Origin of the sequence: Streptomyces griseorubiginosus, from assembly GCF_001514195.1 — a bacterium.
Classification (GTDB): Bacteria; Actinomycetota; Actinomycetes; order Streptomycetales; family Streptomycetaceae; genus Streptomyces; species Streptomyces griseorubiginosus.
The window spans coordinates 1286608-1309727 of sequence record NZ_KQ948735.1 but is presented as its reverse complement, the minus strand read 5'-3'; the positions used below and the strand labels follow the sequence as shown (position 1 = coordinate 1309727).

21 protein-coding genes are annotated in these 23120 nt (G+C 70.1%); 10 read left to right on the top strand and 11 right to left on the bottom strand.

Annotated elements, in window-relative coordinates:
- Positions 1-78: 78 nt before the first annotated feature.
- The 4 genes from ectA (at position 79) to thpD (ending at position 3300) form a co-directional block, all read left to right on the top strand.
- A complete protein-coding gene (gene ectA, locus AQJ54_RS12250; RefSeq protein ID WP_062236821.1) occupies positions 79-585 on the top strand; it encodes a diaminobutyrate acetyltransferase in 507 nt (168 codons plus the stop codon).
- Between the two features lie 80 nt (positions 586-665).
- The gene (gene ectB / locus AQJ54_RS12245) at positions 666-1937 is read left to right on the top strand and encodes a diaminobutyrate--2-oxoglutarate transaminase (protein WP_062024324.1); all 1272 of its coding nucleotides are present in this window, start codon (positions 666-668) and stop codon (positions 1935-1937) included.
- A 45-nt stretch (positions 1938-1982) separates the two neighbouring features.
- The gene (locus AQJ54_RS12240) at positions 1983-2399 is read left to right on the top strand and encodes an ectoine synthase (protein ID WP_062024326.1); all 417 of its coding nucleotides are present in this window, start codon (positions 1983-1985) and stop codon (positions 2397-2399) included.
- 4 nt (positions 2400-2403) lie between these two features.
- Positions 2404-3300 (top strand): ectoine hydroxylase, encoded by an 897-nt coding sequence (thpD, locus tag AQJ54_RS12235; RefSeq protein WP_062024328.1) that lies wholly within the window; start codon positions 2404-2406, stop codon positions 3298-3300.
- 115 nt (positions 3301-3415) lie between these two features.
- Here thpD and AQJ54_RS12230 read toward each other — a convergent pair whose 3' ends face one another.
- From AQJ54_RS12230 to AQJ54_RS12215, 4 genes are all read right to left on the bottom strand, one after another.
- On the bottom strand, positions 3416-4477 hold the full coding sequence (locus tag AQJ54_RS12230) for an aminotransferase class V-fold PLP-dependent enzyme (protein WP_062236819.1): 1062 nt from the start codon (positions 4475-4477) through the stop codon (positions 3416-3418).
- 144 nt (positions 4478-4621) lie between these two features.
- Positions 4622-5347 (bottom strand): DsbA family oxidoreductase, encoded by a 726-nt coding sequence (locus tag AQJ54_RS12225; protein WP_062024331.1) that lies wholly within the window; start codon positions 5345-5347, stop codon positions 4622-4624.
- Positions 5348-5642: 295 nt separating this feature from the next.
- The gene (locus AQJ54_RS12220; RefSeq protein WP_062024333.1) at positions 5643-6251 is read right to left on the bottom strand and encodes a DUF1349 domain-containing protein; all 609 of its coding nucleotides are present in this window, start codon (positions 6249-6251) and stop codon (positions 5643-5645) included.
- 241 nt (positions 6252-6492) lie between these two features.
- Positions 6493-7959, bottom strand: coding sequence for an aldehyde dehydrogenase (NADP(+)) (locus AQJ54_RS12215; RefSeq protein WP_062236815.1), 1467 nt, complete (start codon positions 7957-7959; stop codon positions 6493-6495).
- Between the two features lie 206 nt (positions 7960-8165).
- Between AQJ54_RS12215 and AQJ54_RS12210 the strand changes: the two genes are divergently transcribed.
- The 3 genes from AQJ54_RS12210 to AQJ54_RS12200 all read left to right on the top strand — a co-directional run bounded on the left by AQJ54_RS12210 (position 8166) and on the right by AQJ54_RS12200 (position 10967).
- Entirely contained in the window at positions 8166-8939 is a 774-nt protein-coding gene (locus tag AQJ54_RS12210) for an IclR family transcriptional regulator (protein ID WP_020121403.1), read from the top strand.
- A gap of 25 nt (positions 8940-8964) precedes the next feature.
- Positions 8965-9435 carry a GNAT family N-acetyltransferase gene (locus AQJ54_RS12205; protein ID WP_062024337.1) on the top strand — a complete coding sequence of 157 codons (471 nt, stop codon included), beginning with the start codon at positions 8965-8967 and terminating at the stop codon, positions 9433-9435.
- 80 nt (positions 9436-9515) lie between these two features.
- On the top strand, positions 9516-10967 hold the full coding sequence (locus tag AQJ54_RS12200; RefSeq protein ID WP_062236812.1) for a peptidoglycan D,D-transpeptidase FtsI family protein: 1452 nt from the start codon (positions 9516-9518) through the stop codon (positions 10965-10967).
- Positions 10968-10980: 13 nt separating this feature from the next.
- On the opposite strand, the gene AQJ54_RS12195 is transcribed toward AQJ54_RS12200, so the two are convergent.
- Positions 10981-12384: an NCS2 family permease gene (locus AQJ54_RS12195; protein WP_062236810.1), complete on the bottom strand. Its 1404-nt coding sequence runs from the start codon at positions 12382-12384 to the stop codon at positions 10981-10983.
- 237 nt (positions 12385-12621) lie between these two features.
- Between AQJ54_RS12195 and AQJ54_RS12190 the strand changes: the two genes are divergently transcribed.
- From AQJ54_RS12190 to AQJ54_RS12180, 3 genes are all read left to right on the top strand, one after another.
- Positions 12622-13188 (top strand): SigE family RNA polymerase sigma factor, encoded by a 567-nt coding sequence (locus AQJ54_RS12190; protein WP_062236808.1) that lies wholly within the window; start codon positions 12622-12624, stop codon positions 13186-13188.
- A complete protein-coding gene (locus tag AQJ54_RS12185) occupies positions 13185-14048 on the top strand; it encodes a hypothetical protein (protein WP_062236806.1) in 864 nt (287 codons plus the stop codon). The genes AQJ54_RS12190 and AQJ54_RS12185 overlap by 4 nt, the downstream gene beginning before the upstream one ends.
- A 268-nt stretch (positions 14049-14316) precedes the next feature.
- Positions 14317-16398 carry a glycoside hydrolase family 43 protein gene (locus AQJ54_RS12180; protein WP_062236804.1) on the top strand — a complete coding sequence of 694 codons (2082 nt, stop codon included), beginning with the start codon at positions 14317-14319 and terminating at the stop codon, positions 16396-16398.
- A gap of 3 nt (positions 16399-16401) precedes the next feature.
- On the opposite strand, the gene AQJ54_RS12175 is transcribed toward AQJ54_RS12180, so the two are convergent.
- The 6 genes from AQJ54_RS12175 to AQJ54_RS12150 all read right to left on the bottom strand — a co-directional run bounded on the left by AQJ54_RS12175 (position 16402) and on the right by AQJ54_RS12150 (position 23094).
- Complete coding sequence (locus tag AQJ54_RS12175; RefSeq protein WP_062236802.1) at positions 16402-17199, bottom strand: HAD family acid phosphatase; 798 nt, start codon at positions 17197-17199, stop codon at positions 16402-16404.
- 89 nt (positions 17200-17288) lie between these two features.
- The gene (locus tag AQJ54_RS12170; RefSeq protein WP_062236799.1) at positions 17289-18401 is read right to left on the bottom strand and encodes a right-handed parallel beta-helix repeat-containing protein; all 1113 of its coding nucleotides are present in this window, start codon (positions 18399-18401) and stop codon (positions 17289-17291) included.
- A gap of 73 nt (positions 18402-18474) precedes the next feature.
- Positions 18475-19488, bottom strand: a complete 1014-nt coding sequence (locus AQJ54_RS12165) for a pectinesterase family protein (RefSeq protein WP_062236795.1) — start codon at positions 19486-19488, stop codon at positions 18475-18477.
- Between the two features lies 1 nt (position 19489).
- Entirely contained in the window at positions 19490-20626 is a 1137-nt protein-coding gene (locus AQJ54_RS12160) for a pectinesterase family protein (RefSeq protein ID WP_062236793.1), read from the bottom strand.
- Positions 20627-20941: 315 nt separating this feature from the next.
- Positions 20942-22261, bottom strand: a complete 1320-nt coding sequence (locus AQJ54_RS12155; protein WP_062237140.1) for a pectate lyase family protein — start codon at positions 22259-22261, stop codon at positions 20942-20944.
- A 32-nt stretch (positions 22262-22293) separates the two neighbouring features.
- Positions 22294-23094, bottom strand: coding sequence for a rhamnogalacturonan acetylesterase (locus AQJ54_RS12150; RefSeq protein WP_062236790.1), 801 nt, complete (start codon positions 23092-23094; stop codon positions 22294-22296).
- Positions 23095-23120 lie beyond the last annotated feature (26 nt).

The window sequence follows — 23120 nt, the reverse complement described above, 5'->3', positions numbered from 1 at the left end:
GTGATAACACATGGGACGCCCTCACGTAACCCCACCCGGCGATGCATTTTTCTATTTCCGTCGGTAAATTGAATTCGCATGACTGCCGTACAAGCAGACCTGCAAATCGACCGGCCCACGGTCGCGGACGGAGCCGCGCTGTGGCGCATCGCCCGCGACTCCGAAGTCCTCGACCTGAACTCGTCGTACAGCTATCTGCTGTGGTGCCGTGACTTCGCCGCCACCTCGGCCGTCGCACGGAACGAGCGTGGGGAGCCGGTCGGCTTCGTCACCGGGTACGTCCGCCCGGACCGGCCCGGCACCCTCCTCGTCTGGCAGGTGGCCGTGGACTCCGCCTACCGCGGCCGCGGTCTCGCCGCCGCCCTGCTGGACGGCCTCACCGCCCGGCTCGTCGCCGAGCGCGGGCTGACCACCGTCGAGACCACCATCACCCCGGGGAACACCGCCTCGGAGCGGCTGTTCACCTCGTTCGCCGAACGCCGTGGCGCCACCGTGGAGCGCGAGGTGCTGTTCGACACCAGCCAGTTCCCCGACGGACCGCACGACCCCGAGGTCCTCTACCGCATCGGCCCCCTCTCCCCCTGACGGCCGGACGAGAACCGAAGACCGACCACCCCGTACTCCCCTCCCCCACGCACCCCCACGCACCCGAGGAGCGATTCGTCGTGACCATCACCCAGCCCGACCTCAGCGTCTTCGAGACCATCGAGTCCGAGGTGCGCAGCTACTGCCGCGGCTGGCCCACCGTCTTCGACCGCGCGCAGGGCAGCCGTATGTACGACGAGGACGGCCGCGCGTACCTGGACTTCTTCGCCGGCGCCGGTTCACTGAACTACGGCCACAACAACCCGGTGCTGAAACGGGCGTTGATCGACTACCTGGAGCGGGACGGGGTCACGCACGGGCTCGACATGTCGACCACCGCCAAGCGCGCCTTCCTCCAGACCTTCCAGGACCTGGTGCTGCGCCCGCGGGACCTGCCGTACAAGGTCATGTTCCCGGGTCCGACGGGGACGAATGCCGTGGAGTCCGCGCTGAAACTGGCGCGCAAGGTCAAGGGCCGCGAGGCGATCGTGTCCTTCACCAACGCGTTCCACGGGATGTCGCTCGGGTCGCTCGCCGTCACCGGCAACGCCTTCAAGCGGGCCGGCGCCGGCATCCCGCTGGTGCACGGCACCCCGATGCCGTTCGACAACTACTTCGACGGCACCGTCGAGGACTTCCTCTGGTTCGAGCGGCTCCTGGAGGACCAGGGCTCGGGCCTCAACAAGCCGGCCGCGGTGATCGTGGAGACCGTGCAGGGCGAGGGCGGCATCAACGTCGCCCGGCGCGAGTGGCTCCAGGCCCTCGCCGCGCTGTGCGAGCGGCAGGACATGCTGCTCATCGTCGACGACATCCAGATGGGCTGCGGACGGACGGGGGCCTTCTTCTCGTTCGAGGAGGCGGGCATCACGCCCGACATCGTCACCGTCTCGAAGTCGATCAGCGGTTACGGCCTTCCCATGTCGCTGTGCCTGTTCAAGCCCGAGCTGGACATCTGGGAGCCGGGCGAGCACAACGGCACGTTCCGCGGCAACAACCCGGCCTTCGTCACGGCCACCGCCACCCTGGAGCAGTACTGGGCGGACGGTTCCGCGATGGAGAAGCAGACCCGCCAGCGCGGCGAGCAGGTCGAGCAGGGGCTCATCTCCATCACCGAGGAGAACCTGGCCGACATCAAGGAGTACCGCGGCCGCGGGCTGGTGTGGGGTCTGGAGTTCCACGACAAGGCGCGCGCCGGGAAGGTGGCGCAGCGGGCCTTCGAACTCGGGCTGCTCATCGAGACCTCGGGCCCCGAGAGCGAGGTCGTGAAGCTGCTCCCGGCACTCACGATCACCCCGGAGGAGCTGGACGAGGGGCTGAGCATCCTCGCCCGTGCCGTACGGGAAACCGTCTGAGACCCCGTCTCAGCACACCGTCTAACTAGGAGGCATCGCAGCACCGTGATCGTCCGTTCGTTCAAGGACATCGAAGGCACCGACCGGCATGTGAAGGCCGCGTCCGGCACCTGGGAGAGCAAACGCATCGTGCTCGCCAAGGAGCGGGTCGGCTTCTCCCTGCACGAGACCATCCTGTACGCGGGTACGGAGACGTCGATGTGGTACGCCAACCACGTCGAGGCCGTCGTCTGCGTCGAGGGCGAGGCCGAGCTGACCGACCACGAGAGCGGGCTGACCCACTCGATCACGCCCGGGACCATGTATCTGCTGGACGGGCACGAGCGGCACACGCTGCGCGTCAAGGAGGACTTCCGCTGCCTGTGCGTGTTCAACCCGCCGGTCACCGGCCGGGAGGACCACGACGAGAACGGCGTCTACCCGCTGCTCACGGAACCCGAAGCCGAAACCGAGGAGGTGTGACCACATGACCACCATGACCACCGTCACCGATCTCTACCCCAGCCGAGGCGCCACCGAGGTGTCCGTCCCGCGCAAGGACCCGGTCGTCTGGTCGGCGCCCGGCGCGCCGGGACCGATCGCCACGGCCGAGCTGGAGTCGTTCGAGCGCGACGGCTTCCTCGCCGTCGACCAGCTCATCCGCCCCGACGAAGTCCCCGTGTACCAGCGGGAGTTGGAGCGTCTCGTCACGGACCCGGAGATCCGCGCGGACGAGCGCTCGATCGTCGAGCCGAAGTCCAAGGAGATCCGCTCGGTCTTCGAGGTGCACAAGATCAGCGAGGTGTTCGCGAACCTGGTGCGCGACGAGCGGGTGGTCGGCCGGGCCCGGCAGATCCTCGGCTCGGACGTCTATGTCCACCAGTCGCGGATCAACGTCAAGCCCGGGTTCGGGGCCAGCGGCTTCTACTGGCACTCCGACTTCGAGACCTGGCACGCCGAGGACGGCCTGCCGAACATGCGCACGGTGTCCGTCTCGATCGCGCTGACCGAGAACTACGACACCAACGGCGGCCTCATGATCATGCCGGGGTCGCACCGCACCTTCCTCGGGTGCGCGGGGGCCACTCCGAAGGACAACTACAAGCAGTCGCTCCAGATGCAGGACGCGGGCACGCCCTCGGACGAGGCGCTGACCGCGATGGCCTCCGAGTACGGCATCAAGCTCTTCACGGGCAAGGCCGGTTCGGCGACCTGGTTCGACTGCAACTGCATGCACGGCTCCGGTGACAACATCACGCCTTTCCCGCGCAGCAACGTGTTCATCGTGTTCAACAGCGTGGAGAACGAGGCCGTGGAGCCGTTCGCGGCGCCCATCCGGCGGCCGGAGTTCATCGGCGCGAGGGACTTCACGCCGGTGAAGTGACCACCGGTGACGTGACCGGGTGAGGTGGTCTCACCTACGAACAGGCGGCGCGGCCCGCTCCCGTACGTTCCGTACGGCGGCCGCGTCGCCTGTCGCGTTCATCGCGGTTGTCGGGTCAGGGAGACAGGGCGTTCAGGAGCCGGTCCACGTCCGCGGGTGTGTTGTACAGGTGGAAGGAGGCCCGCAGGTTGCCGGCCCGGTTGGAGACCTCGAGGCCCGCCGCGCTCAACTCGCCCTGACGCGCGCCGAGTCCGGGCACGGAGACGATGGGTGAATCGGGTGCGGGCAGCGGGGCGTACCCGAGGTCGGCGAGTCCGGTGCGGAAGCGGTCGGCGAGGGCGAGGTCGTGGGCACGCACGGCGTCCACGCCGAGTTCCTCGATGAGTTCGAGGGAGCTGCGGGTTCCGGTGTAGGTGAACAGGCCCGGGCTGACGTCGAACCGCCGGGCGGAGTGGGCCAGTTCGGCGATCGGGCCGTAGCAGCTGTCCCAGGGCACCTCCCCCGCGACCCAGCCGGCGAGCACGGGCTTGAGCTCGCCGAAGCCCTCGGACTCCGGCGGCACGACGAGGAAGGCGGCGCCGTGCGGGCCGAGGAGCCACTTGAAGGTGGTGGAGACGGTGTAGTCGTACGACTCCGCGTCCACCGGGAGCCAGCCGGCGGCCTGGGAGAAGTCGACGTAGGTGCGGGCGCCGTGGGCGCGCGCGGCCTCCCGCAGGGCGGCCAGGTCGGCGATCCGGCCGTCGGCGGACTGGGCGGCGCTGACCGCGACGAGCACGGTGCCGGGACGGACGGACTCGGCGAGGCGCTCCAGCGGCACGATCCGGACCTTGAGGTCGCCGCGGGTGTGGAAGGGGTTCACCACGGAGGTGAAGTCGTCCTCGGCGGTGAGGACTTCGGCGCCCGGGGGCAGGGAGGCGGCGACCAGGCCCGAGTGGGCGGACACGGAGGCGCCCGCCGCGACCCGGGTGACCGGCACGCCGGCCAGTCGGGCGAACGCGGCGCGGGACTGTTCCACGTCCTGGAACAGGGGGTCCAGCGGACGGCCCTCGGCGCGGATCAGCACCGCCTCCCGGAGGGCGGTCACGGTCCGGGCGGGCAGCAGGCCGCTGCTCGCGGTGTTGAGGAAGGTGTTCTTCGGGGCGAACTCGGCGCGGACGAGGCTCTCGAAGGTCTCCATGGGTCCACTGTGGGGCCGGGAGACCTCTCGGTCCATTGCGATTTCTTACGTGGTTCCGCTAAGGAACGCTTATACGTCCGCGCCGACCTGCGCCTTTGTCGGTGCTGCCGCGGTACGGCCGTCAGTGCTGCCGCGGTACGGCCGTCAGTGCTGCTGCGGTACCGCGCACCCGTCGGGACCGCAGGCCTCGGCGTCCGCGGCGCCCTGGTCGATCAGCTGGAGCGGGGAGCGGTTGCCCCAGGCCTGGGTGAGGGCCTGGGTGAAGACCTCGGCGGGCTGGGCGCCGGAGACGCCGTACTTGCGGTCCAGGACGAAGAAGGGGACGCCGTTGGCACCAAGCTCGGCGGCCTCTCGCTCGTCGGCGCGGACCTCGTCGGCGTAGGCGGTGGGGTCGGCGAGGACCTTGCGGACCTCGTCGGCGTCCAGTCCGGCCTCGACGGCGAGTTCCACGAGCCGCTCGTCGCCCTCGCTGAACAGGGAGCGCTCCTCGGCGAAGTTGGCCCGGTAGAAGATCTGGATCAGCTCGTCCTGCCGGCCCCGCTCCTTGGCGAGGTGGAGGAGGCGGTGCAGGTCGAAGGTGTTGCCGTGGTCGCGGTCACGGGTGCGGTAGTCGAGCCCCTCGGCGGCGGCCTGGGCACCGAGGTTCTCCTCGCCGGCCTGGGCCTGGGCCTGGCTCATGCCGTACTTCTTGCTGAGCATGGCGAGCACGGGCTGCACGTCCCCCTTGGCCCGCCCGGGGTCCAGCTCGAACGACCGGTGCACCACCTCCACGCCGTCGCGGTGCGGGAAGGCCTCCAGCGCCTTCTCGAAGCGGGCCTTGCCCACGTAGCACCAGGGGCAGGCGATGTCGCTCCAGATCTCGACGCGCATGGTTCGGCTCTCTCCAGGTCGGACGGTCACGGAGACTCCCTCCGCATCGATGAGTGAACGTTCAAGCAGCGGGTTCCATTCCCAGGGGCCGGAGTGCGCGCGGGACCAGTCGTCACGCTGGTAGCTGTCACCGGTGGCGGGTGTGTGCCGGGCGCCGTCGTTTCGGGCCGCCACAGTTCTCCAGGTGGCTCGGGCGGCGGCAGCGGGCGGGCGCGATCGGCCCCCTGTGTCCCGAAGCCGCCCGACGACATGGTGAGGCGTCTTCCAGGCGTCCGGTTGAGGCCGAGCGCAGCGCTCAGCTTCCGTCGCGCAGGTCGTCCGGCCAGGCGTTCCTGAACTCGATGTGGTCGTAGGTCACCACGCAGCCCGCTCCCATCGGGGCCTGGGCCATGAAGCCGACCAGGGCCGCGCCGGTCTCCTTCTCGTCGCCCAGGGTGAACAGGCGGACGAAGGTCCAGCGCTCGCCGTCGCGGGAGGCGTGGAAGGCGAAGGCGCGGCCGGTGCGGCTGACCCGGAGCCAGACCGAACTGCCGTCCACGGTGAAGGAGTTGCAGTCGTCGGAGTGGCCTCGGGTGACGACCGTGCAGACGGTGGGCACGTCCGGGGAGTTCTCCAGGCAGAGCTTGGCCCAGGCCCGCTCGCCGACGTGGACGTACAGCACGCCCGCGTCGAACGATCCGTTGAAGCCCACGGTGACGCGGGCTATCAGCTGGAAGTCCCCCTCGGGGGCGCCGAGCAGCCGCGGCGCGTCGGCGGCGGGGTCGAGCGACTCCCCGGTGGGCGGCACGAACCGGTCCTGCCGGGGGCCGGCCCAGCCGGAGAGTATGCCGTCCTCGTACGCCCAGTGCCCGTCGGGGCCGTAGGTGCGGAGAGGGAAAGGGAGCTCGGAGAGTTCGACGTCCATCCTCAGAGTTTTCCAGTTCCCTCCGCGCGTGCGGACCTCGGGTTGCCCAGGGCCTGTCCGACCATTCCCGTCGTCGCCCGAAGGGCGGCCTCGCGGCGTCAGGTGCGTGCTCTCGGCGTGCCGGGCGTCGGCCCTCGTACTGGACGTACTTGGGTCTGCGCCCGGTGCGGCGATGGGGGTACCCCCTCTGGGGGGGAGCGTGCATGGCGTCGCGCGGCGGACGGGGATGGTCAGACAAGCCTCAGCGTTCGAGACGGTTGTCGAAACGGCGGGGCAGGCCCAGCGGGTTGTCGTCCCGCAGCTCCGGCGGGAGCAGCGCCTCGGGGGCGTTCTGGTACGCCACCGGCCGCAGCCAGCGCTCGATCGCGGTACCGCCCACCGACGTCGAGGTGGACGTGGTCGCCGGGTACGGGCCGCCGTGGTGCTGGGCGGGGGCCACCGCGACTCCGGTCGGCCAGCCGTTCACGAGGACCCGGCCGGCCAGCGGGGTCAGCTCCGCGAGGATCTCCGCGCCGCGGCCCTGGCCCGCCGCCTCGGCCTCGGAGAGGTGGACCGTCGCGGTGAGGTTGCCCGGCAGCCGGGACAGCACCGCGCGCGCCTGGGCGTCGTCGTCGTAGCGGACCACCACGGTCACCGGGCCGAAGCACTCCTCCAGGAGCAGGTCGTACGCCCCCTCCTCGGCCAGTTTTTCCGCCGCCACGGTGAGGAAGCCCGCGCTGACCGTGTGCTCGCCGCCCGCGCCGGGCGTCACCGGGGAGTCGACCTCGGGGAGCTGCCTGCGCTCGGCGACCCCGGCGACGAAGTTGTCCCGCATGCGGTGGTCGAGGAGGACGCCCGCGTCGGTGTCGCTGACGGCGTCCGTCAGCGACTTCACCAGGCCGTCGCCCGCCGCGCCGGACGGCACGAGGACCAGGCCCGGCTTCACGCAGAACTGGCCGACCCCGAGGGTCATCGAGCCGGCGAGCCCGGCGCCGATGGCCTCCGCGCGCTCGGCGGCGGCCTCCTCGGTGACCACGACGGGGTTCAGCGAACCCAGCTCGCCGTGGAAGGGGATCGGCACCGGGCGCGCGGCCGCCGCGTCGAACAGGGCGCGGCCGCCCTTCACCGACCCGGTGAAGCCGGCCGCGGCGATCAGGGGGTGCCTGATCAGTTCGAGGCCCGCCTCGAAGCCGTGGACCAGGCCGAGGACACCGGCCGGGATGCCGTGCTCGGCCGCGGCCCGGCGCAGTACGGACGCGACCAGCTCGGACAGGGCCGGGTGGTCGGGGTGGGCCTTGACGACGACCGGGTTGCCCGCGGCGAGCGCGCTCGCGGTGTCGCCGCCGGCGACGGAGAAGGCGAAGGGGAAGTTGGAGGCCGAGTAGACGGCGACGACGCCGAGGGGAACCTTGTAGCGGCGCAGGTCGGGGATGGGCGGGGTGGCGGTGTCGTCGGGGTGGTTGATCACCACGCCGAGGAACTCGCCCTCGTCGACGATGTCGGCGAAGGCCCGCAACTGGTAGCTGGTGCGGGCGAGCTCGCCGGTGAGCCGGACCGGGCCGAGCGCCGTCTCGGCGTCGGCGGCCTCCACGAGGTGGTCCTTGGAGGCCTGGAGCAGGTCGGCGGCGGAGCGCAGGAAGGCCGCGCGGACGGCGCGGTCGGCGAGGGACGCGCGCGCGTCGTGCGCGGCGCGGACCGTGGCGTCCACCTCCTGGGCTGTGGCCTCCACCGCAACCTGTTCGCGCTGCTTCCCGGTTCGGGGGTCGACACTCCAGACTGGTGCTGCTGCCACCGCGGTCCCTCCACGTGTATCCGGGTCATCCACATCCGGGTCATCCACCAGGAACGTTCGATATGCTGAACGCTGTCTCTGGTGGTGAATATGCTGTCCGAGACTATATCTCTGGTTCTCGTCCAACGAAGGGGTCAAGGGCGATGTCGGCAGGCGAGACGGGCGGCGGTTCACAGGTCAAGTCCGCGGTACGGACGGTCGAACTGCTCGAATACTTCGCCGGGCGCCCCGGCATGCACTCCCTGGCCGCCGTGCAGGAGGCCGTCGGGTACCCCAAGTCCAGCCTCTACATGCTGCTGCGCACGCTGGTGGAGCTGGGCTGGGTGGAGACCGACGCGACGGGCACGCGGTACGGCATCGGGGTGCGGGCGCTGCTCGTCGGCACCTCCTACATCGACGGCGACGAGGTGGTCGCGGCGGCCCGGCCGACCCTGGACCGGCTCTCCGACGACACCACGGAGACCATCCACCTGGCGCGGCTGGACGGCACGAACGTCGTCTACCTCGCGACCCGGCAGTCCCAGCACTACCTGCGCCCCTTCACGAGGGTCGGCCGCCGCCTCCCGGCGCACTCCACCTCCCTCGGCAAGGCGCTGCTGAGCACGTACTCCGACGAGCAGGTCCGCAAGATGCTGCCGGAGACCCTGCCCGCGCTGACCGAGCACACCATCACCGACCGCGAGAAGCTCATCGAGGAGCTGCACCAGATCCGCGAGCAGGGCTTCTCGGTCGACCGTGAGGAGAACACCCTGGGCCTGCGCTGCTTCGGGGTGGCGATCCCCTACCGCACCCCCGCGCGGGACGCGATCAGCTGCTCGGTGCCGGTCGCACGCCTGACCCCGGCCCATGAACAGCTGGTGAAGGACGCCCTGTTCGACGCCCGCGACCGGCTGACCCTCGCGACCCGCAGGCTCTGACAGACCCTGCCCCTAGGGTGGGGGGATGCAGATCGCGCTCCGAGAGGTCCACGACAGTGATCTGCCGGTCTTCTTCCGGCAGATGAACGATCCCGAGGCCCTGCACATGGCCGCGTTCACCCCGAAGGACCCGGGCGACCGGGACGCCTTCGACGCCCACTGGAAACGGATCAGGGCCTCGGACGCCGTGCACCGCACGGTCCTCGCGGACGGGGACGTGGTGGGCAGCGCGGCGGTGTACGGCGAGGCGGGCGAGCGCGAGGTGACGTACTGGATCGACCGCGCCTACTGGGGGCGGGGCATCGCCACCGCGGCCCTGCGGGAGCTGATCGTCCAGGTGCCCGAGCGGCCCCTGTACGCCCGGGCCGCCGCCGACAACGCGGGCTCGCTGCGGGTGCTCCACAAGTGCGGGTTCCGGGTGACCGCCGAGGCCTCCGGGTACGCCAACGCGCGCGGCGCGGAGATCGACGAGCTCGTGCTCACGCTGGAGGCCTGAGACCGTCGTAGATGAGCGTCCGATGAGAAAAGCGGACGGACGGGAACGACTCGCGCGCGCCTGATCGTCTTCTGAGTGGGATGAACAAGACGATCAGGCGCGCATCGGTCTTCTCGCTGCTCCTGGTGTTCGCTCTGCTGCTGCGGGCGACCTGGGTGCAGTTCTACGAGGGCCAGGCACTCGCGGACGACAAGGACAACCGGCGGAACGTCATCGAGACGTACTCCTCACCGCTCGGGAACATCATCGTGGCCGGAAAGGCGGTCACGGGTTCCGCGCGGACCAAGGACAGCGACCTCGCGTACAAGCGGACGTACACGAACGGCAAGCTGTACGCGGCGGTGACGGGCTACGCCTCGCAGGCCTACGCCCCCACCCAGTTGGAGGGCATCTACGCCGACCTCCTCAACGGCACGGACACCCGGCTGAAGACCGTCATGGACACCCTCACCAACCAGCGGGCCCAGCCCGGTGATGTGATCACGACGATCGACCCGGCCGTGCAGAAGGCGGCCTACGACACGCTCGGCGACAAGAAGGGCGCGGCCGTCGCCATCGACCCGACGACCGGCAAGATCCTGGCGGTCGTGTCGACGCCGTCGTACGACCCGTCCTCGCTGACGGACGCCAACACCGCGGCCGGCGCCTGGAAGCAGCTCAACGCCGACCCCGACAAGCCGCTCACCAACCGCGCGCTGCGCCAGCCGCTGCCGCCCGGTTCGACGTTCAAGCTGGTGGTGGCCGCGGCCGCGCTGGAGGACGGCCTGTACTCCTCGGTGGACGAGAAGACCGACAGCCCGGACCCGTACACCCTGCCGGGCACGGTGACCCCGCTGGGGAACGAGAACTCCTCGGCGCCCTGCAAGAACGCCTCGATCCGGGTCGCGCTCGAGTACTCCTGCAACACCGTGTTCGCGAAGATGGCCGTGAACCTCGGCCAGGACAAGGTGCGGGCGATGGCCGAGAAGTTCGGCTTCAACGACACCGAGCAGGACGTCCCGGTGCGGGCGTACGAGAGCGTCTACCCCTCGGACATGAACGAGTCCTCCACCGCTCTGACCGGTATCGGGCAGTACGACGTCACGGCCACCCCCCTCCAGATGGCCATGGTCTCCGCGGCCATCGCCAACGGCGGCGAGCTGGTGACGCCCCACATGGTCTCGTCGATCACCGACAACGGCGGCGACGTCCTGAAGAACTACGACGACGAGGCGAGGACCACGCGGGTCGTCAGCGCGCGGACCGCGGAGCAACTCCAGTCGGCGATGCAGTCGGTGGTGACGGACGGCACCGCCACCAACGCCCGGATCGACGGGGTCACGGTCGGCGGCAAGACGGGCACCGCCCAGCACGGCGAGAACAACAGCCAGACGCCTTACGCCTGGTTCACGTCCTACGCTAAGGCCGGGGGCAAGGAGGTCGCCGTGGCGGTCGTGGTGGAGCAGTCGAACGCGGCCCGCTCGGAGGTCAGCGGCAACGGACTGGCCGCCCCCGTGGCCAAGGCCATGATGGAGGCGGCCGTCCGGAACTGAACCGTCCCGGGGGTCACTTGACCCCGAGCACCTGCTCGATGGGGTCGATCGCGAAGTAGACCAGGAACAGCGCGGACGTCCCCCACAGCAGCCAGTGGATCTCCTTGGCCTTGCCGAGCACGACCTTGATCACGACGTAGGCCAGGAAGCCCGCCCCGATGCCGTTCGTGATCGAGTACGTGAAGGGCATCACGGCGATGGTCAGGAACGCCGGGATCGCGATGTCGTACTGGTCCCAGTCGATGTGCTTGACCTGCGTCATCATCAGGAACCCGACGGCGACGAGCGCGGGCGCGGCGGCTTGGAGCGGGACGATGGTCAGCAGCGGGGTCAGGAAGAGCGCCAGCGCGAACAGCCCGCCGGTGACCAGGTTCGAGAAGCCCGTGCGCGAGCCCTCACCGACGCCGGCCGCCGACTCGATGTACGAGGTCGCGGAGGACGCGGACGCGGCGCCGCCGGCCACCGCCGCCGCCCCGTCGATGAGGAGCACGCGACCCAGGTTGGGCACCTTCCCCTCCTCGTCCAGCAGGCCCGCCTCGGCGCTGATGCCGACGACCGTGCCCATGGTGTCGAAGAAGTCGGACAGGATCAGCGTGAAGATCAGCAGCACGACGGTGACCACGCCCACACCGGGCGCGCTGAAGGCGCCGAACAGGCTGAAGTGGCCGATCAGTCCGAAGTCGGGGGTGTCCACGATCTTGTCGGGCCAGGCCGGGGTCGTCAGCCCCCAGGACTTGATGTCGGCGACGGAGTTGATGATCATCGCGAGGACCGTCATGGTCACGATGCTGATCAGGATGGCGCCCTTGACCTTGCGGGCGAGCAGTCCGATGGTCAGCAGCACACCGAGGCAGAACACCAGGATCGGCCAGCCGCCGAGGGCGCCGGTGCCCCCGAGCTGCACCGGCACGGTGGTGTTCGCGGCGTCGGGGATACGGCTGACGAATCCCGCGTCCACGAAGCCGATGAAGGCGATGAACAGGCCGATGCCGACGCTGATCGCCTGCTTGAGCGGTTGCGGGATGGCCCGCATGACGGCCTCCCGCAGTCCGGTGACCACGAGGACGCAGATCAGCAGTCCTTCCAGGACGACCAGCCCCATCGCGTCGTCCCAGCTCATCAGCGGGGCGATCTGGAAGGCGACGACGGCGTTCAGCCCGAGCCCGGCGGCGAGCGCGAGCGGCAGGTTGCCGCCCACGCCCATGATGACCGTCATCACCGCGGCCACCAGGGCCGTCGCGGTGGTCAGCTGGACCGCGTCCAGGTGGTGCCCGAACTTGTCCTTGGCGCTGCCGAGGATGATCGGGTTCAGGACGAGGATGTAGGCCATCGTGAAGAACGTGGCGAGGCCGCCGCGTATCTCTCTGGTGTAGGTGGATCCCCGTTCGGAGATCCTGAAGTACTGGTCGACGGACATGCCGGCGGCTCCCTGGTGCCTCAGTGATCGGTGTGCGGATGCTGGCTGGATTGTGCATGCCAAGAACCCGGTTCGGGTTTTCCCCGTGTTACGGAATCGGACCCGATGAGCCGGACATCGTTCGAAGACCCGTACGAGAACCGCACACACGCCACTGCTACGCTCCGGATCGTCCCGGGCCCGCCCGGAACGATCACATGTCATCCACATGGCACACACCCGTGAGAGAGGTAGCCCGTGGGCACAGTCGTCGACGACGACGCCTCCGTGGAGTTCCATGCCTTCTTCGAGCGCCACTACGCCGAACTGTCCCGTCTCGCCCATCTGTTGACCGGCGAGTCGGACGCGGCGGACGATCTGGCGGCGGACGCGCTGCTGGCGCTGTGGCAGCGCTGGGACCGGGTGCGCGCGGCCGAGCACCCGGCGGCCTACGCGCGCGGGGTGGTCGCCAACCTGGCCCGCACCCGCATCCGCGGCACGGTCCGCGAACGCCGCCGGATCGCCCTGTTCTGGTCCCAGCGCGCGGAGAAGGTCGAGAACCCGGACGTGGCGGGCGTGGTCGACGTGCGGGAGGCGCTGCGCAGGCTGCCGTTCCGCAAGCGGGCCTGTGTCGTGCTGCGGCACGCGTTCGACCTCTCCGAGAAGGACACCGCGCTGGCCCTCGGTGTGTCGGTCGGTACGGTGAAGAGCCAGACCTCGAAGGGGATGGCCGAGTTGCAGCGCCTGCTGGGCATCCAGGACGCCCCGCTGAGGATGCGTGCGGCGATGGCGCGCACCGGTGAGACCGGAGGAAGGGACCGATGACCATGCGGCGGGACGGGCACGGCGAACTGCGCGCCCGGCTGCGGGACGCGGCCGGGCAGCACGAGCCGGACCGTGAGCGGATCCTCGCCCGGGTCGAGCGCGGCATGGCGGAGCAGGGCCGTCCCGACCACCGGGCGACCCGGCCGCCGGTGTACGGCTGGGTGCGGGTGGCCGGCGCCACGGCCGCGGTCGCCTGCGTCCTGGGGTTCGGCGGCTTTGCGGTGGCGTCCGCCGTGAAGGACGAGCCGACCGCGGAGAGGTCGGTCGCCGCCACGGGCACGCCCAGCCCGTCACCCGACGCGACGAGCCGTCCGCCCGCCCCGCCGGCCGACCCGACCCCGCGCTCCACCCCGACCCACGGCACGGACCGTCCGACCGGCACGCCCTCGCGCACATCGGAGGCGTCCCCCCAGGTGCCGGCCTCCGGTGCCGAGGACGGCCCGCTCCGGTCGGCGGGCTCGCTGGACTCGAACAGCAACGAGTTCTGGGCGCAGAGCGATGTGACCCTCAAGACCTCCGAGCAGCTGACCTCGCTCACGGTGGAGGTGCGGATCGCCCAGACCGGCGGTGTCACCAGCACCGGTGGCTGGCGCTCGCTGCCCGCGGACGACTACACGTTCACGGTCGCCGAGAAGGACGGCTTCCTCGTCTACACCTGGGTGCTCAAGGAGGGCCGCACGGTCCCGGCGGGCGAGTGGGTGTTCGCCGCGCAGTACAACCGCGGGCGTGCCGACCGGGACGCGAAGGGCGACGGCTATACGGCGACGGCGGCCACGGCGGCCACAAAATCCGACAAGCTCTCGGTGAAGGGCGGCTTCGCCGCGCAGAGCGGCGGTTCGGCGGACGCGGGGGGCTCGTAGCCGCCCGCCGGGACGCGAAGGCTCCGCATGTGCAGGATTTCTCCCTTGGGGTAGAAGTGACACAACCTCATGTTCGATTCAGACGTCCTTTCCAGTGCACAGACCTGTCGGCCCGAGCCCCCCTCGGTCGACAGCTGCCGGCTGGAGCCCCCCTCGGGCCGGCACCAGAAGCGCCCCGCCTGTGACGACAGGCGGGGCGCTTCCTCGTTGCGGACCCGACAGAAACCCCCACACCCCCACACCTTCCGCCCCCCGAGGAGCCCCACCCGTGACCCGTCCCCCCTACGCCGGATATCTCTTCGCCTACTTCACCGGCGAGGGCACCGCCGACGGCGAGCAGATCCGCTACGCCCTCAGCCGCGGCGACGACCCCCTGCACTGGCGGGAGCTGAACGGCGGCGCACCCGTCGTCACCTCCGCGATCGGCGAGAGGGGGCTGCGGGACCCGTTCCTGGTCCGCTCCCCCGAGGGCGACCGGTTCTTCCTGCTCGCCACGGACCTGCGGATGTACCGGGAGAGCAGCGGCAGCTGGGACGAGGTGCAGCACAGCGGCAGCAGGTCGATCGTGATCCTGGAGTCGACCGACCTGGTCCACTGGACGGACCCATGGCTGGTGGAGGTCGCTCCCGAAGGAGCGGGCAACGCCTGGGCGCCGGAGGCCTGTTACGACCCCGAGCTCGGCGCGTACGTCGTCTTCTGGGCGTCGAGGCTGCGCGGCTCGACGTACCACACCATGCTGTACGCGACGACGAAGGACTTCCGCGTCTTCAGCGCCCCTCAGGTCTGGCACGACCCCGGGCATTCGGTGATCGACTCGACGGTGCTGGAGCACGACGGCACCTACTACCGCTACACCAAGGACGAGCGGGATCCGGCGTCCGGTTCACCGGGGTCGAAGTTCATCACCGCCGAGAAGTCGCCGACGCTCACCGGCACTTCGTACACACCGGTCGCGGACGGCATCGGGGGCGGGGTGCTGAGCCGGGGCGAGGGGCCGATCGTCTTCCGGGCCAACTCCGGGGGAAGGTGGTACCTGTTCATCGACGAGTACGACGGTCGCGGGTACGTCCCCTTCGAGACCACCGACCTCGACTCGGGCAGGTGGACGCCGTGCACGGCCTACCGGCTGCCCGCGAGTCCGCGCCACGGCTCGGTGCTTGCGGTGACACGGGAGGAGTACGACCGGCTGCTGGCCGCGTATCCGGTCTCCGGGACGTCCGTCGTGGACGCGACGGCCGCCGGCCAGAAGGGGTACGCGATCGTCACGGAGGCCGCGTCGAAGATCGTGCTGCCGATGCGGCCGGGCGTCGATCTCTCCGTGCTGGCACCGGAGTTGGCGGTCGGCGAGGGGGCCCGTGTGAGCCCCGCGTCCGGTACCCGCCGGGACTTCCGCACGCCGCAGACGTACACCGTGACGGCCCCGGACGGGACCAGCCGCCGCTGGAGCGTCGAGGCCGTGCCGACCGGCAGTCCCGTCCTGCCCGGTCTGCACGCCGACCCGGACGTGCACCACCTGGACGGCGAGTACTGGATCTACCCGACCACAGACGGCTTCGACGGCTGGGGCGGCACGAAGTTCACGGCGTACTCCTCCACGGACCTGGTCCACTGGAAGGACCACGGGGTGATACTCGACCTCGGTACGGACGTGTCGTGGGCCGACTCGTACGCGTGGGCGCCGGCGATCGCCGAGCGGGACGGGAAGTACTACTTCTACTTCTGTGCCGAGCAGCAGATCGGCGTGGCGGTGGCGGACTCCCCCGCCGGGCCCTTCAGGGACGCGCTGGGCAGGCCGCTGGTGGCGAAGGGGGGTTCGCTGAAGGGCCAGATGATCGACCCGGCCGTCTTCACCGACGACGACGGGACGTCGTACCTCTACTGGGGCAACGGGCACGCGTACGTGGTGCCGCTGAACGACGACATGACCTCGTACGACCCGGCGAAGGTCGAGGACATCACGCCGGACGACTTCCGCGAGGGGTCCTTCGTGATCAAGCGGCGGGGCACGTACCACTTCATGTGGTCCGAGGACGACACCCGCAGCGAGGACTACCACGTCGCCTGTGCGACGGGACCGTCCCCGCTCGGTCCGTGGACCAAGCAGGGGACGATCCTGTCCAAGCGTCCCGAGTACGGCATCCTCGCCACCGGTCACCACTCCGTGGTGAACGTCCCCGGCACCGACGACTGGTACATCGTCTACCACCGGTTCGCCCTGAACGGGCCGGGGCGGCCGGGCGGGGACGGCACGCACCGGGAGACCACCGTCGACCGCATGGAGTTCGCGGCGGACGGTTCGATCAGGCCGGTGGTGCCGACCCTCGAAGGGATCCGGCCGGTACGGAGGTGAGCCTCAGCTGACGAAGTACGTCGGGTTCGGGAGCTTGTACGTCCGGTCGGCGTAGCCGCCGTCGAGGTCGGAGTACTGGTCGCCGAAGTTGGCGATGATCTCGTACCCGAGGTCGTTCTCGATGTGCGCGCGGGTACCGGACTTGTACTGCACGGTGGTGCAGGTCCAGGTGCCCGGCGTGGCGCAGGCGCTGAGGTAGGACGGCGGGTTCGCCTTGTCCTTGAGGAACATGTGGGCGGCGTCGAGGTTCACGTCGGCGCCGATCTTCTTCAGGTTCTCGACCGCGGCGGTGCGCTGGGCCTCGCTCAGACCGGAGTTGTAGAAGACCGCGACGCCCTTCTTCGCGGCGTACTGCACGAGCTCGGGGCTGCCGAAGACGGCCGGGCGGTCGGCCTTGTTGACGTAGTCGGCCCACGTGGTGGCGTTGTAGGTGTAGTTGTAGCGCTTCTCGTAGTCGAGGCTGAGCAGCAGCGTGTCGTCGATGTCGAAGACGACCGCGGGCTTCTCGCCCTTGTGGTGCGCCTTGCGGGTGGCCTGGTCGATGTACTTCCTGGCCGCCTTGTCGATGGCCGCCAGGTCCTTGGCGTAGGGGCTGGTGGGCGACGCCTGGTAGACACCGTTCGCGTCGGCCGCGGTGCCGTAGTAGGTGTCGATGTCCTTGACCAGGAGCCCGATGTTGTAGGGCTCGTGCGTGGAGTTCGCCGTGGACTGGCCGGCGGTGGCCGCACCGGCGCCGTAGAGGGCGCCGGCGGCGACGGCACACGCCGAGGCGACGGCGGCGATACGCAATGTCTTATGCATGACAGAGGTTCTACGCGCGTCACCATGTCGGGCGCGAGACCCGCCCGGTAAAAAACGGGTCAAGCGCCTTGATCATGGGTGCGCCGGGATCAGTTCATGGTCGCCCCGATGGTGGTGCTGCCGGTGGTCAGGAAGGTGGTGGCGGGCAGGGTGCCGCTGGAGGAGCGGGCGTTGTACGTCGTCGAGGCGTCCGTCGACCGGAACGCGGGGGTGCCGATCCCGCTGTCCCAGTTGTTGCCGGACGAGGTCACCCTGGAGCCCTTGTTGACCGAGCCGCTGCCGTTGCTCACGGCGAGGTTCTTGCCGAGCTTCGCGGAGCTGGTGGCGAAGTAGTAGCCCCACTTGCTGTTGGCGTAGGCGGTGGTGCGGTTGAGGACGAGGGCGCCGGTGTTGGAGTTCTCGGTGAAGCCGTTGCCCGCGTTGCCCCAGGCGGCGGAGTTGTTGACGACGTGCGCGACGACCTCGCCGTCACCGCCCAGCTTGTAGCCGTTGCCGTCGCCCGCGAAGGCGGAGTCGGACCAGCGGTTGACGCCGTTGCCCATGGACCAGGTGTGCTCGACGGTGACCGGCGAGGAGAAGGACCAGAAGTCGATGCCGTCGTCCGAGTTGTTGTAGAGGCGGGCCCCGGTGATGAGGTTGCCGGTGCCGGAGCCGAACTTCACGGCGATGCCGTCGGCGTTCTCGCCGTGGTTCGCGGCGTCGTAGTTGCCGTAACTGTCGATGTTGCGCACGGTGTTGTTCACGGTCCCGTCGCCGGTGAGCGTGAAGCCGGAGTCGCCCCCGTCGATGGTCTTGATGTTGTTCCAGACCGTCCCGGTGCAGGACTGGCAGACGACCGCGCTGTCCGGGGAGTTCTGGAAGGTCAGGTTGGAGACGTTCCAGTAGTCGGCGGTCAGCTTGAAGATCCAGGCACCGGCGGGGAGGGAGGACCCGTCGATCTTCACGGTCTCCGAGCCGTACGCGGTGAGGGTGACCGGCGAGGAGGAGGTGCCGTTGGCCGTGGACTGGAGGGTGGCCGTCGGGCGGTAGGTGCCGCCGCGGACCTGGATGACGGTGCCGGGGGTGGCGTTCTTGACGGCGTTGGACAGGTCGGTGACATTGCTGACGACCACGGTGGCGGCCTGTGCCTGGGTGGGGAGGACGGCGAGGCCGGAGCCGAGGGCGAGGGTGGCCGTGGCGATGAGAGCGGTACGACGGGACATGGGGGGGCGGGTCCTTTCGTCGTGCTTTTCGGGTTTTGTGCGGGGTGTTGTGCGGGGTGTTGTGCGGGGTGCTTTACGGACACCAGTCGCCGAGGTAGGCGCGCCTGGTGTGCGACTGGGCTTCCTCGGGGGTGAGTTGGGGCCGGTTCCCGGGGACCGTGATCGCCGCGCCGGGGCCGGAGTTGCCGTACTCCCGGAAGCGCATGGTCTGCCAGGGGTACTGCTCGCGCATGTCGGTGTAGGGCGCGACCGGGTCGATGCCGGGGCCGAGCCAGGAGTCCCGCACGACCAGCGACGGCCAGGCGGTCGTCTCGTACGACGGCACCCAGGGGCGGGCCAGCTTGTACGCCCCGTCCTCGGCGCCGGAGGTGATCCGGGAGCGGAGGGCGAGGATGCCGTGCGGGTTGGCGCGGGCGGTGGAGGGGGCGAAGACCATGCCCTTGGGTGTGAAGGTCACGTCCCGCTGGAGCGTGTGGAAGTGGCACTCCTCGAAGACGGCGGTGGCCCGGCCGAAGACGAAGTCGACGTCTCCTTCGATATAGCAGCGCCGGAAGTACTGGCGGTCGAAGGAGGCGAGCGCGGTCGTCTCGACGAAGAGGGTGTCCTGGTGGGCCAGGAGGCGGACGTTGTCGAAGTGGGTGCGGTCGCCGTAGGTGCAGGCCGCGACCGCCTGGGTGCCGGTGATGTCGGGGTGGTCGGCGCGCAGCCAGTCGTTGGCGAGGGTGAGGTCGCGGACGGTGAGGCCGGGAGCGGCGGAGGTGAAGGTGGCGGAGCCCGCGGTGCCGTACGTGGTGCCGTCGGGCTTCTTCGTGCCGTTGGCGTTGTCGTACACGATCACGGCGGCACGGGGGTCACGGGCGGCGCCCCGCAGGGTCAACTCCGCTGCGGCCACTGGGATGTTGACGACCTCGCGATAGGTGCCCGGGTGCACGACGATCGTCCAGCCGGGGCCGGTCACCGCGTCGACGGCGGCCTGGACGGAGTCGCCGGGGTGGACGTGGAGGAGGCGGCGGGTACCGGCGTGGGCAGGGGCCGCCGCCGCGAGGGCGAGTCCGGTACCGGCGGCCAGGAAGGTCCGTCTGCGCATCTCAGCACGTCTCCTTCCAGGGCTGCCAGTCGCCGAGATACGCCTCCCGCGTGGCCGACTCCGCCTGTGCGCGGGTGAGTTGGGGCCGGTTGCCGGGAACGGTGATCCGGGCGCCGGGGCCCGAGTTGCGGTACTCGGCGAACCGTTGGCTCTGCCAGGGGAACGCGTCCGACATGTTGGTGTAGGGCGCGACCGCGTCGATGCCGGGGCCGAGCCAGGTGTCGCGGACCGTCAGGCTCGGCCTCGCGGTGGTGTCCGAACTCGGCACCCACGGCCGGGCCAGCTTGTAGAAGGCGTCCGGCGCTTCGCTGCTGACCCGGCTCCCGGTCACGAGGTGGCCGCGGGGGTTCGCGCCCGCCGTCGAGGGCGCGAACACGAAGCCGTACGGCGCCGCCGCCAGGTCGGTGCGGTTCAGGGTGCGGAAGTGGCAGTGCTCGTGGACGGCCGTGGCCCGCCCGAAGACGAAGTCGACGTCCCCCTCGGCGTAGCAGTGCGCGAAGTACTGGCGGGCGAAGGAGGTGAGCGCGATCGAGTCGGCGTACAGGGTGTCCTGGTGGCCGAGGAAGCGGCAGTGGTGGAAGGCGGAACGGTCGCCCTGGACCTTGAGGGCGACGGCCTGGGTGCCGGTGATGTCGGGGTGGTCGGCGCGCAGCCAGTCGTTGGCGAAGGTGATCCAGCGGGCCGTGAAGCCGTCGGCCTGCACGGTCGTGGTGGCCGATCCGGTGGTGCCGTGGGTGCCGCCGCCGGGCTTGGGGGTGCCGGCGGCGTTGTCGTAGACGATGACCACGTCACGGGGGTCCTCGGAGGCGCCGAGCCAGGTGGTCTCGGCGCGGGTGACGTCGACGGCGACCGTCTCCCGGTAGGTGCCGGGGGCGAGGACCAGGGTCCAGCCGCTGCCGGTGGCGGCGGTGACGGCGTCCTTCACGGTGGTGTGGTCGCCTCGGCCGTGCGGGTCGACGTAGAGCGTCTGCGGGGTGAGACGGGCGGCCGGGGACCCGAAACGGCCGAACGGACGCCGGTTGCGGTGGCCCGCGGCGCGGGCGGGGCTCGACGCGAGCGTGAGCGCGGCTGCCGCGCCGGTGCCCGCGAGCAGGAAGCCCCTTCTGGACGGGGGGAGTCGGTCGTGGTGCGAGGACATGCGGGTGCTCCTTGGGAACGCGGCTCTCGGGTGGGGTGCCTCGCGTGGGGGCGCCTCGCGTGAGGGGGTGGTCGAGGTGGGTGGGGGGCCGGGGCGGCCGCTGGATTCCGCCCCGGCCGGTCGGTGGGGCCGGTGTCGGTCAGCTGAACCGGCCGGTCCGTGGGTTGTGCCGGTCAGGTGACCCGGCCGGTCCATGGGTTGTGCCGGTCACCTGACCCGGCTGGTCCGTGGACCGGGTCCCAGCAGAAAGGGCCGGTGCCAGCAGATGCGGCTCGTGTCAGCCGACGCGGCTCGTGTCAGCAGATGCGGCCGGGGTCAGCAGATGCGGCCCGCGCCGGCGCCGCGGTCGACGATGGCCGGGACCTTCCTCGTGGGGTCGACCTTCGTACGCAGAGTGGGTGTCCAGCCCGCGCCGGACTCCAGGGTCTCGGCGGGGATCTCCGCGTTGTGGACGGCGATCAGATCGGTGGGCCTGCCGTTGACGTAGTTGTCGGCGGCGGTGAGCGGCGAGACGTTCCACCGCTTGAGCACCTTCGCCGCACTGATCCCCGCCGGCAGCGTGAACGCGTTGTGCTCGGCGACGAGTTGGGACTCCTTGCCGATGCCGAAGCTGTACCCGTAGTCGCCGTTCGCCACGAAGTGGTTGTTGTACGAGTCGACCTGTCCGAAGCGGACCCGGGGCGCGCGCTCGACCAGGTTCGAGAACAGGTTGTGGTGGAAGGTGACCTTGAGCTTGCCCCGGTCCCCCGCCGCCGTGGACTCGCTGTCGCTGTTGCCGATCAGGATCGTCTTGTCGTGCTCGGTGAAGACGTTCCAGGAGGCGGTGACGTGGTTGGCTCCGCGCACGATGTCCAGTTCGCCGTCGTGCTGCTGGTAGAGCATGCCGAAGTAGGTGGGCGCGGCGCTGTCCGGATGGGACCCGTCGGTGAAGGTGTTGTGGTCCAGCCAGACGTGGCTGGAGCCGTAGACGACGGCGGTGTCGTACTCGGAGTTCCAGTTGCCCTTGTCGCCGTCGGTGGGGTCCCACTGCGGGAAGCAGTCGACCGGGCTCTCGAAGGTGAGGTTGCGGACGATGACGTTGTCGACGCCCTTGATCTGGAGGCTCGCGCCCTTGAACCCGGCGTCCCGGCCGATGCCGATGATCGTGGTGTTGGCCGGGACGTTCGCCTTGATCGTCTGGTCCTGCTGGGCGGCCGAGGCGCGCCGCAGTCCCTCGGGGCTGTCGTCGGGCTCGGCGCTCAGGTCGGTGTCCAGGCCCCAGGCCTCGGGCGAGTACTTCGCCAGATAGGCGTCGAAGTCGTACCCGGGCGCGGCGAGGGAGTCGCAGCCCTCGGAGACCGCGTCGATGGTCCCCTTCACCTTGATGATCTTCGGTGCGCTGCCGCCCGCGGCGAGGGCGGCCTTGAAGCCGGCCCAGTCGGTGACCGTGTGGACGTGCGCGGCATCGGCGGCCGCACCTCCGGTGGTGCCGGTGCCGTACGAGGCCCAGCCGTCCCCGGCGGCGAGGGTCTCGCGGGCCGTGTCGTGGGCCCTGGCCTGGGCGGTGGTGCCGGTGACCGTCAGCACGAGCGCGGCACAGCCGACCACGGCCAGCGTCTTTGTCATGACATGCCCATGCCATAGTTGTGTGTTCATCATGAGGCTCTCTGTTGTGAGGAAGGGGAGGTTCAGACCGCGGCCGGCGAGGGCCAGGTGATCCAGGACTCCGGGATCTCGGCGTCGAGCCGGCGCACGTCCCGGGGCGCCAGCACACGCCGGTGGAGCAGTTCTCCGGCGACCAGACGGGCCACCGCGATGGCGCCGGGCGGGTTGAAGTGCGTGTTGTCCTGCTCGGTCGCGGTCCAGTTGAAGTACCGCTTGGTCTCCTCGACCCCGAGCCGCTGCCAGAGCGCGATCGACAGGGCCTGGATGTCGAGCAGGGCGACGCGTTCGTCCTGGGCGAGGGCACGCATGGCGGCCGGATACTCGCCATGACTGGTGACGGCGTTCCCCTGAGCGTCGAACCTGCGCCGCTCGACGGGCGTGGCCAGCATGGGCCGGGCACCCTTCGCGCGGGCGCCCTCGATGTACCGGCGCAGGTAGCCCTGGTACGTCGTCCACGGCTCCGTGTACCGGGTCGGGTCCTCGGACTTCTCGTCGTTGTGCCCGAACTGGACGAGGAGGAAGTCCCCGGGCTTGATCAGCCGGAGGATCGCGTCCAGCCGTCCCTCGTCGACGAAGGACTTCGAACTCCGCCCGTTCACCGCGTGGTTGGCGACGGAGAGATCCTGCTGGAGGAAGAAGGGAAGTGCCATCCCCCACCCGGTCTCGGGAGCGGCGTCGGAGTATTTCTGGGCGGCGGTGGAGTCACCGGCGATGAAAAGGGTGCCTGCTCTTCGGGGAGCGGACTGGGCCGGGCCGGTCGCACTGAGAGCGACGGGAGCGGCGGCAAGGGCGGCCACAGTGACTTGTCTACGAGTAAGTGCCATTACAGGTCAGCCTTTCTTCCCTCAGG

What these genes read in the sequence shown, in the direction of transcription:
- AQJ54_RS12205 (WP_062024337.1), top strand. Translation starts at nt 8,965, where the DNA reads ATGCAGATCGCGCTCCGAGAGGTCCACGACAGTGATCTGCCGGTCTTC.
- AQJ54_RS12230 (WP_062236819.1), bottom strand. Translation starts at nt 4,477, where the DNA reads ATGGAGACCTTCGAGAGCCTCGTCCGCGCCGAGTTCGCCCCGAAGAAC.
- AQJ54_RS12150 (WP_062236790.1), bottom strand. Translation starts at nt 23,094, where the DNA reads ATGGCACTTACTCGTAGACAAGTCACTGTGGCCGCCCTTGCCGCCGCT.
- AQJ54_RS12160 (WP_062236793.1), bottom strand. Translation starts at nt 20,626, where the DNA reads ATGTCCTCGCACCACGACCGACTCCCCCCGTCCAGAAGGGGCTTCCTG.
- AQJ54_RS12165 (WP_062236795.1), bottom strand. Translation starts at nt 19,488, where the DNA reads ATGCGCAGACGGACCTTCCTGGCCGCCGGTACCGGACTCGCCCTCGCG.
- AQJ54_RS12225 (WP_062024331.1), bottom strand. Translation starts at nt 5,347, where the DNA reads ATGCGCGTCGAGATCTGGAGCGACATCGCCTGCCCCTGGTGCTACGTG.
- AQJ54_RS12210 (WP_020121403.1), top strand. Translation starts at nt 8,166, where the DNA reads ATGTCGGCAGGCGAGACGGGCGGCGGTTCACAGGTCAAGTCCGCGGTA.
- ectA (WP_062236821.1), top strand. Translation starts at nt 79, where the DNA reads ATGACTGCCGTACAAGCAGACCTGCAAATCGACCGGCCCACGGTCGCG.
- thpD (WP_062024328.1), top strand. Translation starts at nt 2,404, where the DNA reads ATGACCACCATGACCACCGTCACCGATCTCTACCCCAGCCGAGGCGCC.
- AQJ54_RS12185 (WP_062236806.1), top strand. Translation starts at nt 13,185, where the DNA reads ATGACCATGCGGCGGGACGGGCACGGCGAACTGCGCGCCCGGCTGCGG.
- AQJ54_RS12195 (WP_062236810.1), bottom strand. Translation starts at nt 12,384, where the DNA reads ATGTCCGTCGACCAGTACTTCAGGATCTCCGAACGGGGATCCACCTAC.
- AQJ54_RS12175 (WP_062236802.1), bottom strand. Translation starts at nt 17,199, where the DNA reads ATGCATAAGACATTGCGTATCGCCGCCGTCGCCTCGGCGTGTGCCGTC.
- AQJ54_RS12220 (WP_062024333.1), bottom strand. Translation starts at nt 6,251, where the DNA reads ATGGACGTCGAACTCTCCGAGCTCCCTTTCCCTCTCCGCACCTACGGC.
- AQJ54_RS12200 (WP_062236812.1), top strand. Translation starts at nt 9,516, where the DNA reads ATGAACAAGACGATCAGGCGCGCATCGGTCTTCTCGCTGCTCCTGGTG.
- AQJ54_RS12155 (WP_062237140.1), bottom strand. Translation starts at nt 22,261, where the DNA reads ATGAACACACAACTATGGCATGGGCATGTCATGACAAAGACGCTGGCC.
- AQJ54_RS12170 (WP_062236799.1), bottom strand. Translation starts at nt 18,401, where the DNA reads ATGTCCCGTCGTACCGCTCTCATCGCCACGGCCACCCTCGCCCTCGGC.